We start from the raw sequence: 12,395 nt of genomic DNA on the forward strand, positions 1-12,395 counted from the left end.
CGTCACTGAAGCCGCGCCTCCCGTAGCCGCTCCCACGAGGAGGTGCCGTCATGACGGTCATGGAGCAGCGAGGCGCGTACCGGCCATCGCCGCCGCCCGCCTGGCAGCCCCGCATGGACCCCGCGCCGCTGCTGCCCGACGCGGAGCCGTATCGCGTCCTCGGCACCGAGGCCGCCGCGAAGGCCGATCCGGGCCTGTTGCGCCGGCTCTACGCCGAGCTGGTGCGGGGCCGTCGGTACAACGCGCAGGCGACCGCGCTCACGAAGCAGGGTCGCCTCGCCGTGTACCCGTCCAGCACCGGCCAGGAGGCCTGCGAGGTCGCCGCCGCGCTGGCGCTGGAGGACCGCGACTGGCTGTTCCCCAGCTACCGCGACACCCTCGCCGCCGTGGCCCGCGGCCTGGACCCCGTTCAGGCGCTGACTCTGCTGCGCGGCGACTGGCACACCGGCTACGACCCGCACGAGCACCGCGTGGCCCCCCTGTGCACGCCGCTCGCCACCCAGCTCCCGCACGCCGTCGGCCTCGCGCACGCGGCCCGCCTCAAGGGCGACGACGTGGTCGCGCTCGCCATGGTCGGCGACGGCGGCACCAGCGAGGGCGACTTCCACGAGGCGCTCAACTTCGCCGCCGTATGGCAGGCGCCGGTCGTCTTCCTGGTCCAGAACAACGGCTTCGCGATCTCCGTACCGCTCGCCAAGCAGACCGCGGCCCCGTCACTGGCCCACAAGGCCGTCGGCTACGGCATGCCCGGCCGCCTGGTCGACGGCAACGACGCGGCCGCCGTGCACGAGGTCCTCAGCGACGCTGTACGGCACGCGCGTGCGGGCGGCGGACCGACGCTGATCGAGGCGATCACCTACCGCATCGACGCCCACACCAACGCCGACGACGCGACCCGCTACCGCGGCGACTCCGAGGTGGAGACCTGGCGCGGGCACGACCCGATCGCGCTCCTGGAGCACGAGCTGACCGAGCGCGGGCTCCTCGACGAGGTCGGCAAACAGGCTGCCCGGGACGCCGCCGAGACGATGGCCGCCGACCTGCGCGAGCGCATGAACCAGGATCCGGTGCTCGACCCGATGGACCTGTTCGCCCACGTCTACGCCGAGCCCACCCCGCAACTGCGCGAACAGCAGGCCCAGTTGCGTGCCGAGCTCGACGCCGAGTCGGAAGGGTCGCACCGATGACCACCGTCGCCGTCAAGCCGGCCACCATGGCGCAGGCCCTCACGCGCGCGCTGCGCGACGCCATGGCGGACGACCCCACCGTGCACGTCATGGGCGAGGACGTCGGCACCCTCGGCGGTGTCTTCCGCGTCACCGACGGGCTCGCCAAGGAGTTCGGCGAGGACCGCTGCACGGACACGCCGCTGGCCGAGGCGGGGATTCTGGGCACGGCGGTGGGCATGGCCATGTACGGCCTGCGCCCGGTCGTGGAAATGCAGTTCGACGCCTTCGCCTACCCGGCCTTCGAGCAGCTCATCTCGCACGTGGCACGCATGCGCAACCGCACGCGCGGCAAGATGCCGCTCCCGATCACCGTCCGCGTCCCCTACGGCGGCGGCATCGGCGGCGTCGAGCACCACAGCGACTCCTCCGAGGCGTACTACATGGCGACTCCGGGGCTCCATGTCGTCACGCCCGCGACCGTCGCCGACGCCTACGGGCTGCTGCGCGCCGCCATCGCCTCCGACGACCCGGTCGTCTTCCTGGAGCCCAAGCGTCTGTACTGGTCGAAGGACTCCTGGAACCCGGAGGATCCGCAGACCGTTGAACCGATTGGCCGCGCGGTGGTGCGGCGCTCGGGCCGGAGCGCCACGCTCATCACGTACGGACCGTCCGTGCCCGTCTGCCTCGAAGCCGCCGAGGCGGCGCGCGAGGAGGGGTGGGACCTGGAAGTCGTCGATCTGCGCTCGCTGGTGCCGTTCGACGACGAGACGGTCGCCGCCTCGGTACGGCGGACCGGGCGAGCGGTCGTCGTGCACGAGTCGGGCGGGTTCGGCGGCCCGGGAGGGGAGATCGCGGCCCGGATCACGGAGCGCTGCTTCCATCACCTGGAGGCACCGGTGCTGCGCGTGGCCGGGTTCGACATCCCCTACCCGCCGCCGATGCTGGAGCGTCACCACCTGCCCGGCGTGGACCGGATCCTGGACGCCGTGGGGCGTCTGCAGTGGGAGGCCGAAAGCTGATGCCACAGGTGTTCGAGTTCAAGCTCCCCGACCTGGGGGAGGGGCTCACCGAGGCGGAGATCGTCCGCTGGCTGGTGGAGGTCGGTGAGGTCGTCGCCGTCGACCAGCCGGTCGTCGAGGTCGAGACGGCCAAGGCGATGGTCGACATCCCCTGCCCCTACGCCGGTGTGGTCACCGCCCGCTTCGGTGAGGAGGGCACGGAGCTGCCCGTCGGGGCGCCGCTGCTCACGGTGGCGGTGGGGGCGCCTGCCTCCGGTGGACCGGCGGAGGGTCCGGGCGAGGGCACTGCCCGGGGTGCGGCCGAGAGTGCGGCCGCCTCCGGCGGTACGACCGAGGGCTCCGGGAACGTGCTGGTGGGGTACGGCACCTCCGAGGCGCCCTCGCGGCGGCGCAGGGTACGGCCGACGGTTCCAGTGCGGCCGCAGGCGGCCGGTGCCGCGCCCGCCACCGCACCGGTCGGCCCGGACCGGACCGACGCCCGCAACGGCAACCACGAGGGCCCCGTTCAGGTGATCTCCCCCCTGGTGCGCCGCCTGGCCCGCGAGCACGGCCTGGACCTGCGGGAGTTGCACGGTTCCGGACCCGACGGGCTGATCCTGCGGGCGGATGTGGAGTACGCGCTGCGGGCCGCCTCCGCGCAGGAGCGCGTCGCCAAGGCACCGGCAGTCACCCCGGCACCGGCTCCCCCTGCCCACGCCAAGGCCGCCCCCGAAGGCATCCGCACCCCCCTCAAGGGCATCCGCGGCGCCGTCGCCGACAAGCTGTCCCGCAGCCGGCGGGAGATCCCCGACGCGACCTGCTGGGTGGACGCCGACGCCACGGAGCTGATGCGGGCGCGGACCGCGATGAACGCCGCCGGTGGGCCGAAGATCTCCCTCCTCGCCCTGCTGGCCCGCATCTGCACCGCCGCCCTCGCCCGGTTCCCCGAACTCAACTCCACGGTGGACATGGAGGCCAGGGAGGTCGTCCAGCTCGACCACGTGCACCTCGGGTTCGCGGCGCAGACCGAGCGGGGCCTGGTCGTCCCGGTGGTACGGGACGCGCACGCGCGGGACGCGGAGTCGCTGACGGCGGAGTTCGCCCGGCTGACCGAGGCGGCCCGCACGGGCACCCTCAGGCCCGCGGAACTCACCGGCGGCACCTTCACGTTGAACAACTACGGCGTGTTCGGCGTCGACGGCTCCACACCGATCATCAACCACCCCGAGGCCGCGATGCTCGGCGTCGGCCGCATCATCCCCAAGCCGTGGGTGCACGAGGGCGAACTGGCCGTGCGCCAGGTCGTGGAGCTCTCGCTCACCTTCGACCACCGGGTCTGCGACGGCGGCACGGCAGGCGGCTTCCTGCGGTACGTGGCGGACTGCGTGGAACAGCCGGCGGTGCTGCTGCGCACGCTGTGACACATCCGCCGCGGCCGGCTGCCTCCCCTGCGTTCCCTGTGATCGTGGAGGCACGCATACTCGGGGGGTGACCGCGTACGAACCGCCGGGCGGACAAGGCGCCGCCGACGCCCAGCAGGAGGCCGGGCACGACGTCGCGTACGACGCCGTCGTGCTCGCCGGAGGTGCGGCGCGGCGGCTCGGCGGCGCGGACAAGCCCGGGGTGCGCGTCGGCGGGCGGGCGCTGCTCGACCGGGTGCTCGCCGCCTGCGCCGACGCGCGGTCCACCGTCGTCGTCGCCGACCCCCGCCCGACCGCACGCCCGGTCACCTGGGCGCGCGAGGACCCGCCCGGCGGTGGCCCGCTGGCCGCACTCGACGCCGGGCTGCGCCACACCACGGCACAGCGGGTCGTCGTCCTCTCCGCCGACCTGCCGTTCCTCGACGACGGCACGGTACGGCGGCTGCTGGCTGCCCTGCGCACCAGCGGCACCGACGGCGCGCTGCTCACCGACGCCGACGGCCGCGACCAGCCGCTCGTCGCCGCGTACCGCGCGCCCGCGCTGCGCCGCGAACTGGCGGCGCTCACCCAGGGACACGGCGGCCTCACCGGCCTCCCCCTGCGCCGACTGACCGGCGCGCTCGGCCTCACCCGCGTCCCCGACCCCGTCGCGTCCTTCGACTGCGACACCTGGGACGACATCGCCACCGCCAGGGCACGCATCAGGGAGCATGGGCACGTGTTGGATGAATGGATTTCCGCAGTCAAGGACGAGCTCGGCATCGAGCTCGACGTCGACATCAAGGTCCTGCTCGATCTCGCCCGCGACGCCGCCCACGGCGTGGCGCGGCCCGCGGCCCCGCTGACCACCTTCCTCGTCGGGTACGCGGCGGCGCAGGCAAGGGGAGGAGAGGGCGGCCCGGAAGCCGTCGCCGAGGCCTCCCGCAAGGCCGCCGCCCTCGCCCTGCGCTGGGCGGAGGAAGCGGCCGCCGCCAAGTCCGACGCGGCCCCCGACGCCACGCCCGACACCCGCCCGGACGCCGGATGACCGCCCGTGGCGTCCAGGCGGACGAGGACGCCGAGGACCTCGACGTCGAGGAGGTGCTCGCCCTCGTGAACGAACACAACGGCCCCCACACCCCCGGCGACGACGTGCCCGCACCCGGCGCACCCGCCCCGGGCTCCTCCAACCCGGACCGGCACCACCGGGCCACCCCCTGGCGCGAGGCTCGCGAGACCGCCGCCCGTGCCGCGCGCGCCGCCACCCGGGCCGCCGGCCGCGCTCCCGTCTCCGTCCCCCTCGACGCGGCCCTCGGCCTCACCCTGGCCGCCCCCCTCACCGCCCTCACCGACCTGCCCTCCTTCGACACCTCGGCCATGGACGGCTGGGCGGTCGCGGGCCCCGGCCCCTGGGACGTACGGGACGAGGGCGTGCTGGCCGGGCACGCCGAGCCGGAGCCGCTCACCGACGGAGAGGCCGTCCGGATCGCGACCGGCGCCCGGATCCCGCCGGATACCACCGCCGTCCTGCGCAGCGAGCACGGCCGCACGGACGCCAAGGACCGGCTGCACGCCACCCGGGAGATCCAGCCCGGCCAGGACATCCGCCCACGCGGCCAGGAATGCCGTAACGGCGATCAACTGCTCGCCGTCGGCACCCTCGTGACCCCGGCCGTCCTCGGCCTGGCCTCCGCCGCCGGATACGACACCGTGACCGCCGTGCCGCGTCCCCGCGTCGAAGTCCTCGTCCTCGGCGACGAGTTGCTCACCGCGGGGCTTCCGCGTGACGGGCTGATCCGCGACGCCCTCGGCCCGATGCTGCCGCCCTGGCTGCGCGCACTCGGCGCCGACGTCACCTCCGTGCGCCGGCTCGGCGACGACGCCAAGGCCCTGCACAAGGCCCTCACCCGCTCCAACGCCGACCTCATCGTCACCACCGGCGGCACCGCGGCCGGCCCCGTCGACCACGTCCACCCCACGCTGCGGCGCATCGGCGCCGAACTCCTGGTGGACGGCGTCAAGGTACGGCCGGGCCACCCCATGCTGCTGGCCCGCACCAAGGAGAACCAGCACCTCGTCGGCCTGCCCGGCAACCCCCTCGCCGCCGTCTCCGGCCTGCTCACACTCGCGGAGCCTCTGCTGCGCACGCTCGCCGCCCACCCGTCCCCGGAGCCGTACGCGCTCCCCCTGAAGGAGGCGGCCCACGGGCATCCGTACGACACCCGGCTCATCCCCGTCGTGCTGCGCGGCGACCACGCCGTGCCGTTGCACTACCACGGGCCGGCCATGCTGCGGGGCATGGCGGCGGCCGACGCCGTCGCCGTCGTACCACCCGGCGGTGTCCGCGCGGGTCAGGAGACCGAACTGCTCGACCTGCCCTGGGCGAGTGCCGGCATCGAGGTGTGTTTCACGTGAAACTTCCGGGCCAGGACGCGATCGCCCGTCGGGCGGACGAGCGGGTCGCGACCTATCGGGTGAGGCTCCCGAAGAAGATCGTGGAGCATCCGTTCCAGCAGGTCGCCAAGCGGGTCGTGCTGGCCCTGACGCTGCTCGTGCTGACCGCTTTGATCGTCTACGCCGACCACGGCGGCTACAACGACAACTCCGACGGTTCCGTCGATCTCCTCGACGCCTTCTACTACGCGACCGTCAGCCTCTCCACCACCGGATACGGCGACATCACCCCCGTCAGTGACGCCGCCCGGCTCACCAACATCTTCGTCATCACGCCCATGCGAGTGCTGTTCCTGATCATCCTGGTCGGCACCACACTCGAGGTCCTCACCGAACGGACCCGGGAGGAATGGCGTCTGACCCGCTGGAGGTCCACCTTGCGTGACCACACCGTCGTCGTCGGCTTCGGCACGAAGGGGCGCTCGGCGATCCAGACCGTCTGCGCCACCGGCCTGAGGAAGGACCAGGTCGTCGTGGTCGACCCGAGCTCCAAGGTGATCGATGCGGCGGTCGCGGACGGGTACGCGGGGGTAACCGGGGACGCCACGCGCAGTGAGGTCCTGATGCGCGCCGAGGTGCACAAGGCGCGGAAGATCATCATCGCCACCCAGCGCGATGACACCGCCGTCCTGGTGACGCTGACGGCCCGGCAGCTCAACCGCGGCGCCAAGATCGTGGCCGCCGTGCGCGAGGAGGAGAACGCGCCGCTGCTGAAGCAGTCCGGCGCCGACGCGGTCATCACCAGCGCCAGCGCGGCCGGCCGGCTCCTCGGCCTCTCCGTGCTCAGCCCCGCCGCCGGGATGGTCCTGGAGGACCTGATCCAGCAGGGCAGCGGGCTCGACATCGTCGAACGACCGGTCATAAAGGCCGAGGTGGGCAAGAGCCCGCGGCAGACGGACGACCTGGTGGTGAGCGTCGTACGCGGGCACCGGGTGCTCGGATACGACGATCCCGACGTCCAGCGACTGGAGTTGACGGACCGGCTCATCACCATCGTGCGGGCGACGCCGGGCACTCAGGTCACACCCGATGACCGGCGTCTGCCCCCAGGGATGAAGCCCATCTGACGGGCCACTTCGACTACTTGCGGTTGTACAGCCGCATCGTGATCGGCCCGAAGACCAGCACGAACAGGCCCGCCCAGCCCAGCGACCAGGCGACCTCGTCCGCCGGCCAGTCACCCGCCATCAACCCGCGGACGGCCGAGGACAGATGGGTGATCGGGCTGTTGTTGACGAAGGCCTGCAGCCAGCCCGGCATGGTCTTCGGGTCGACGAAGACGTTGGACAGGAACGTGAGCGGGAAGATCACCATCATGCTGACGCCCATCACCGACTTCTCGGAGCGCAGCATCAGCCCGAACATCGTCCAGATCCACGAGAACGCGAACGAAAAGGCGACCAGCAGCGCGATGCCCGCGAGCACCCCGAGGACCCCGCCGTCCGGGCGGTAACCCAGGATGATGCCGACGGTCAGCATCACCACGGACGCGATCGTGTAGCGCAGGGCGTCGCCCAGCAGATAGCCGACCATGGTCGACGGCCGCCAGATGGGCAGCGACCGGAACCGGTCGAAGACGCCCTTCTCGATGTCGGTGTTCACCGAGACGCCCGTGTACATCGTGATCATCACGACCGACATCACAAGGATGCCCGGCAGCAGGAACTGGATGTACTCCTTCGGGGACCCGGCCAGGGCGCCCCCGAACAGGTACGTGTACATCAGCACCATCATGATCGGGAACGCGGTGACGTCGAAGAGCTGCTCGGGTACGTGCTTGATCTTGAGGATCGCCCGCCAGCCGAAGGTCATCGAGGCCGACCAGGCGCTGGGCCGCGGCGGCCGTTCCCCGGAGACGAGCAGCGCGGCGAGCGACTCGGCGCTGACGGGGGCGAGTTCCTTGCTCTCGGTCTGCGTCGCGGTGCTCATGCCGCCACCTCGTCCTTGTCGTCGTTGCCGCGCTCGTCGTGGGTGTCATGTCCGGTGAGGGCGAGGAACACCTCGTCCAGGCTGGGCTGGCCCAGCGAGAAGTTGTCGACGGTGATGCCGGTGCGGGCCAGCTCGGCGAGCCCGCGGGCGGCCTGTTCCGCCGCGCCCTGGCCATTGGCCGTCCCGGAACCTACGCGCGCGGTGAGAGCCACGGGATCGGGCTCCAGCTGCACATCCGCGTCGAGCGTCAGCCGCAGCACGCGCTCGGCCTCCGGCCGCTGGGCCGCGTCACGCAGCCGCAGATGAACGGAACCGGCTCCGACGGACGCCTTGAGCTCGCCCTTGGTCCCCTCGGCGATCACCTTGCCGCGGTCGATGACGGCGATCCGGGACGCCAACTGGTCGGCCTCGTCCAGGTACTGCGTGGTCAGCAGCACGGTGGTGCCTTGCGCGACGACCGCGCGCACGATGTCCCACACCTGGTTGCGGCTGCGTGGATCGAGACCGGTCGTCGGCTCGTCGAGGAAGAGCAGGTCGGGGGTGTTGAGGATGGACGCGGCGATGTCGATACGGCGCCGCATGCCGCCGGAGTAGTTCTTGACCTGCTTCCCGGCCGCGTCCGAAAGCCCGAAGGCCTCCAGCAGCTGTCCGGCGCGCTCCCGTGCGGCGGGCTTGCCGTGGCCGAGGAGCCGGGCCAGCAGGACCAGGTTCTCGGTGCCGGTGAGGTCCTCGTCCACGGAGGCGTACTGGCCGGTGAGGCTCACTCGGCCGCGCACCTCGTCGGCCTCGCGCACGATGTCGTGGCCGAAGACGTGCGCCTCGCCGCCGTCGGGTCGTAGGAGGGTGGCGAGCATCTTCACCGTGGTCGTCTTCCCGGCGCCGTTCGGGCCGAGGACGCCGTAGACCGTGCCGGCCGGAACCGCGAGGTCCACGCCGTCGACGGCCCGTGTCTCACCGAACGTCTTCACCAGGCCTGCCGTCTCGATCGCTAGACCGGACGTCGTCTGCGTGCTCATGCTTCGGGTCCTTCCGAGTGGTCCTTCCGCGTTCTTGGGCTGCGCAGGGGGAGACTTTTACGGTCGCGCAAACTCATCGGTGCCGCACTGGATTTTCCGAGCGAACCCGTCCAAGGACCGAGGGACAGGGGGCCGAAGGCCGGGGAGTAGCGTCCGTGCCATGCATGCGATCACGATTCCCGAACCTGGTGGGCCCGAGGCGCTGGTGTGGGACGAGGTCCCCGATCCCGTGCCCGGCGAGGGCGAGGTGCTGGTCGAGGTGGCGGCCGGTGCCGTCAACCGCGCCGACATCCTGCAACGCCAGGGCTTCTACAACCCGCCGCCCGGCGCCTCCCCCTACCCCGGCCTGGAGTGCTCCGGCCGGATCGCCGAGCTCGGCCCCGGCGTCTCCGGCTGGGCCGTGGGCGACGAGGTGTGCGCGCTGCTCTCGGGCGGCGGCTACGCCGAGAAGGTCGCCGTGCCGGCCGGCCAGCTGCTGCCGGTACCCAAGGGCGTGAGCCTGACGCAGGCCGCCGCCCTGCCCGAGGTGGTCTGCACGGTCTGGTCCAACGTCTTCATGATCGCCCACCTCCGCCCGGGCGAGACCCTGCTCGTGCACGGCGGCTCCAGCGGCATCGGCACCATGGCCATCCAGCTCGCCAAGGCCGTCGGTGCCAAGGTCGCCGTCACGGCGGGCACGCAGGAGAAGCTGGACCGGTGCGCCGAGCTGGGCGCCGACATCCTGATCAACTACCGGGAGCGGGACTTCGTCGACGAGGTCAAGAAGGCCACCGACGGCTCCGGAGCCGACGTCATCCTCGACAACATGGGTGCCAAGTACCTCGACCGCAACGTCCGGGCCCTCGCCGTCAGCGGGCGCCTCGCGATCATCGGCATGCAGGGCGGCGTCAAGGGCGAGCTCAACATCGGCGCACTCCTGGCCAAGCGCGGCGCCATCAGCGCGACCTCGCTGCGGGCCCGACCGCTCGGCGAGAAGGCGGCGATCGTCGCGGCCGTACGCGAGCACGTGTGGCCTCTGCTGGACGCCGGCCATGTGCGCCCGGTCGTCGACCGCGAGATCCCGATGAACGACGCGGCCGAGGCCCACCGGGTGGTGGAGGACAGCGGGCACGTCGGAAAGGTGCTCCTGGTCGCGCCGTAAGGCTGTGGCGCGGTGCACGAACGCGCCCTAGCCGCGCCGCAACCGGAGAGCGACGAAGGCGAGTCCCAGACCGAGCCCGATGAGCACCAGCCCGCTGCCGAGGGGCAGGACCTGCAGCACGGGCTCGGCCGGGCTCTGGGCGTGCGGGGCGGGCTGCCGTACGGGACGGTTCGACGGGGCTGAGGGCACCGTGGGGGCGTCCCCGGCGGAGTCACCGGTGCCGTCCGGGCTCTCGGCGACGCCCCCGCCGTCGTCCTCACCCTCAGCCTCGTCCTCCGGCAAGGCCGAGCCCTCGCCGTCCTCGTCGCCCGTGCCGCCGTCCGACTCCTCCTCCGCGGCTTCCTCGCCCCCCGCTTCCTCGTCCGCCGCCTCCTCGTCCTCCAGCGGCCCTTTCTCCCGCCCCGGCCGCTCCCGCCCCTCACCGGCCCGGCTCCCGGCCCGGGACGGCTTGTCGGAGGGGGCGGCAGGGGAGGCGGTGGGCGCGTGGGCCGGAGAGGTGGCCGAGGCCTGGGATGCCCGGGACTCCGTGGACGGGGCGGAGGAGGTGGAGGAGACGGAGGAGGCGGAGGGCGCCCCGGACGGAGCCTCGACGGCGGAGGAAGGCAGGGGATCGACCGCGGAACTGGGGGAAGCCTCGGAGTCAGCCACGGGTGCGGAGGGGGACGTGGCCGCACGGGGGGAGACGGACGGGGGCGAACCCGTGGAGCCGGAGGAGGCCCGGTGCGGAGCCCCGGAGCCGGAGGAATCTCCGGATGCGCCGGCACCACGCGGGCCGTCAAGGCCGTACGACGCCCCACTCCCGCACAACCCCACGACCAACCCCACCACCAGCACGACCAGTGTCCCCCCAGCCCGCAGAGCCCGCAGAGCCCGCAGAGCCCGCAACACCTCCGACCCCGCCCTGAGCCCATGCGCAGCCCCCGGCGACGACGAGCGCGCGAGCCCGCGCCCCGCGCTCGGCGAGGTCGCGAACCCGGTACCCGGGACGCACCGCCACCCCCGCGTCACCCCCAGCCATGAAGTCACGGCACAAGCCTCACAGCACCCCACGCACCCGGCATTCCGGACTCCGCCACCCGACCGAATCCGGCGCACAATCCGGTTATGTCGATACGACACGGACTGCTGGCACTCCTGGAGCCCGGCCCCCGCTACGGCACGCGGCTGCGCACCGAGTTCGAGGCGCGTACCGGCGGGACCTGGCCGCTGAACATCGGCCAGGTCCATACGACCCTGGGCCTCCTGGAGCGGGACGGCATGGTCGTCCAGGACGGCGTGGACGAGGCGGGGCGGGTGCTGTACGCGCTGACGGGGGCGGGCCGTGCCGAGCTGCGGGCCTGGTTCGCGCGGCCCGTGGAGCGGGCGAGCCCGCCGCGCGACGAGCTGGCGATCAAGCTGGTGATGGCGGCCGGGGCGCCGGGCGTCGACGTGCGGGAGGTCGTGGGGGCGCAGCGCAGGCATGTGGCCCAGGCCCTGCACGATTGCGTACGGCGGCGGGCCGAGTCCCTGGCGCGGGCGCACGAGCACCCTGACGAGATGGCCCGGCTGCTCGTCCTGGAGCAGCTCGTGTTCCATGCCGAGGCGGAGAGTCGCTGGCTCGACATCTGCGAGGCCCGCCTGCTGCGGCTCACTCGGACAGAGAGCGGCTGACGGAATCTCCCCCGGCGTAAACGGTGGATCACCCCACACGGGGGGCACCACGATGATGAGCTGTACGGGTGCGAGAGAATGGCGGCATGGAGATGCCGAGGAACGAAAGGCCGTCCGAGAACCCCCAGATCCTGGTCGTGGGCCAGGACGGGATGGCGCTCACCGGCGGCAATGGAGACGAGGACTCCCGCGAGGTCCCGGTGACGGAGCAGGTGGAGCAGCCGGCGAAGGTCATGCGGATCGGCAGCATGATCAAGCAGCTGCTCGAAGAAGTGCGCGTGGCTCCCCTGGACGAGGCGAGCCGGGTCCGGCTGAAGGAGATCCACGCCAGTTCCGTGAAGGAACTGGAGGACGGCCTGGCACCGGAGCTGGTCGAGGAGCTGGAGCGGCTCTCCCTGCCGTTCACGGACGAGGCGACCCCGAGCGACGCGGAACTGCGCATCGCGCAGGCCCAGCTGGTCGGCTGGCTGGAGGGCCTCTTCCACGGCATCCAGACCACGCTCTTCGCCCAGCAGATGGCCGCCCGGGCCCAGTTGGAGCAGATGCGCCGCGCCCTGCCGCCGGGAGTCGGCGGTCACGAGGACGGCGATCAGCACCAGGCGGGCCGCACGGGCGGGCCGTACCTGTAAGACCCCATC

12 protein-coding genes are annotated in these 12,395 nt (G+C 72.6%); 9 read left to right on the plus strand and 3 right to left on the minus strand.

Annotated elements, in window-relative coordinates; all coding sequences use genetic code 11:
• The first annotated feature begins 50 nt into the window (after positions 1–50).
• The 6 genes from pdhA (at position 51) to ACTMVF_RS01680 (ending at position 7,088) form a co-directional block, all read left to right on the plus strand.
• On the plus strand, positions 51–1,187 hold the full coding sequence (gene pdhA, locus ACTMVF_RS01655; RefSeq protein ID WP_441269126.1) for a pyruvate dehydrogenase (acetyl-transferring) E1 component subunit alpha: 1,137 nt from the start codon (positions 51–53) through the stop codon (positions 1,185–1,187).
• Positions 1,184–2,188 (plus strand): alpha-ketoacid dehydrogenase subunit beta, encoded by a 1,005-nt coding sequence (locus ACTMVF_RS01660; RefSeq protein WP_441269127.1) that lies wholly within the window; start codon positions 1,184–1,186, stop codon positions 2,186–2,188. The genes pdhA and ACTMVF_RS01660 overlap by 4 nt, the downstream gene beginning before the upstream one ends.
• Positions 2,188–3,588 (plus strand): dihydrolipoamide acetyltransferase family protein, encoded by a 1,401-nt coding sequence (locus ACTMVF_RS01665; RefSeq protein ID WP_441269128.1) that lies wholly within the window; start codon positions 2,188–2,190, stop codon positions 3,586–3,588. Before ACTMVF_RS01660 ends, ACTMVF_RS01665 begins: the two co-directional genes overlap by 1 nt.
• A gap of 67 nt (positions 3,589–3,655) precedes the next feature.
• Entirely contained in the window at positions 3,656–4,615 is a 960-nt protein-coding gene (locus ACTMVF_RS01670) for an NTP transferase domain-containing protein (protein ID WP_441269129.1), read from the plus strand.
• Complete coding sequence (locus ACTMVF_RS01675; protein WP_441269130.1) at positions 4,612–5,982, plus strand: molybdopterin molybdotransferase MoeA; 1,371 nt, start codon at positions 4,612–4,614, stop codon at positions 5,980–5,982. The genes ACTMVF_RS01670 and ACTMVF_RS01675 overlap by 4 nt, the downstream gene beginning before the upstream one ends.
• A complete protein-coding gene (locus ACTMVF_RS01680; RefSeq protein WP_441269131.1) occupies positions 5,979–7,088 on the plus strand; it encodes a potassium channel family protein in 1,110 nt (369 codons plus the stop codon). The genes ACTMVF_RS01675 and ACTMVF_RS01680 overlap by 4 nt, the downstream gene beginning before the upstream one ends.
• A 13-nt stretch (positions 7,089–7,101) precedes the next feature.
• Here the strand turns inward: ACTMVF_RS01680 and ACTMVF_RS01685 are convergent, their stop codons facing one another.
• Together ACTMVF_RS01685 and ACTMVF_RS01690 are read right to left on the minus strand one after the other, a co-directional pair.
• Entirely contained in the window at positions 7,102–7,950 is an 849-nt protein-coding gene (locus ACTMVF_RS01685) for an ABC transporter permease (protein ID WP_441269132.1), read from the minus strand.
• Positions 7,947–8,966, minus strand: a complete 1,020-nt coding sequence (locus ACTMVF_RS01690; protein ID WP_441269133.1) for an ATP-binding cassette domain-containing protein — start codon at positions 8,964–8,966, stop codon at positions 7,947–7,949. Before ACTMVF_RS01690 ends, ACTMVF_RS01685 begins: the two co-directional genes overlap by 4 nt.
• A 160-nt stretch (positions 8,967–9,126) precedes the next feature.
• Here ACTMVF_RS01690 and ACTMVF_RS01695 point away from each other — a divergent pair, with 160 nt between their 5' ends.
• Positions 9,127–10,107: an NAD(P)H-quinone oxidoreductase gene (locus ACTMVF_RS01695; RefSeq protein WP_441269134.1), complete on the plus strand. Its 981-nt coding sequence runs from the start codon at positions 9,127–9,129 to the stop codon at positions 10,105–10,107.
• 27 nt (positions 10,108–10,134) lie between these two features.
• Here ACTMVF_RS01695 and ACTMVF_RS01700 read toward each other — a convergent pair whose 3' ends face one another.
• Positions 10,135–10,755: a hypothetical protein gene (locus tag ACTMVF_RS01700; protein WP_441269135.1), complete on the minus strand. Its 621-nt coding sequence runs from the start codon at positions 10,753–10,755 to the stop codon at positions 10,135–10,137.
• A 456-nt stretch (positions 10,756–11,211) separates the two neighbouring features.
• On the opposite strand from ACTMVF_RS01700, the gene ACTMVF_RS01705 reads away from it, so the two are divergent.
• Together ACTMVF_RS01705 and ACTMVF_RS01710 are read left to right on the plus strand one after the other, a co-directional pair.
• Complete coding sequence (locus ACTMVF_RS01705; protein WP_441269136.1) at positions 11,212–11,757, plus strand: PadR family transcriptional regulator; 546 nt, start codon at positions 11,212–11,214, stop codon at positions 11,755–11,757.
• An 86-nt stretch (positions 11,758–11,843) separates the two neighbouring features.
• Complete coding sequence (locus ACTMVF_RS01710) at positions 11,844–12,386, plus strand: bacterial proteasome activator family protein (protein WP_441269137.1); 543 nt, start codon at positions 11,844–11,846, stop codon at positions 12,384–12,386.
• Positions 12,387–12,395 lie beyond the last annotated feature (9 nt).

Origin of the sequence: Streptomyces sp. SD31 (assembly GCF_052068475.1) — a bacterium.
Lineage (GTDB): Bacteria > Actinomycetota > Actinomycetes > Streptomycetales > Streptomycetaceae > Streptomyces.

Bases quoted from the DNA above. Each gene is read 5' to 3' on its own strand.
- ACTMVF_RS01690 (WP_441269133.1), bottom strand. From the start codon at position 8,966: ATGAGCACGCAGACGACGTCCGGTCTAGCGATCGAGACGGCAGGCCTG.
- ACTMVF_RS01685 (WP_441269132.1), bottom strand. From the start codon at position 7,950: ATGAGCACCGCGACGCAGACCGAGAGCAAGGAACTCGCCCCCGTCAGC.
- pdhA (WP_441269126.1), top strand. From the start codon at position 51: ATGACGGTCATGGAGCAGCGAGGCGCGTACCGGCCATCGCCGCCGCCC.
- ACTMVF_RS01695 (WP_441269134.1), top strand. From the start codon at position 9,127: ATGCATGCGATCACGATTCCCGAACCTGGTGGGCCCGAGGCGCTGGTG.
- ACTMVF_RS01675 (WP_441269130.1), top strand. From the start codon at position 4,612: ATGACCGCCCGTGGCGTCCAGGCGGACGAGGACGCCGAGGACCTCGAC.
- ACTMVF_RS01665 (WP_441269128.1), top strand. From the start codon at position 2,188: ATGCCACAGGTGTTCGAGTTCAAGCTCCCCGACCTGGGGGAGGGGCTC.
- ACTMVF_RS01660 (WP_441269127.1), top strand. From the start codon at position 1,184: ATGACCACCGTCGCCGTCAAGCCGGCCACCATGGCGCAGGCCCTCACG.
- ACTMVF_RS01705 (WP_441269136.1), top strand. From the start codon at position 11,212: ATGTCGATACGACACGGACTGCTGGCACTCCTGGAGCCCGGCCCCCGC.
- ACTMVF_RS01710 (WP_441269137.1), top strand. From the start codon at position 11,844: ATGGAGATGCCGAGGAACGAAAGGCCGTCCGAGAACCCCCAGATCCTG.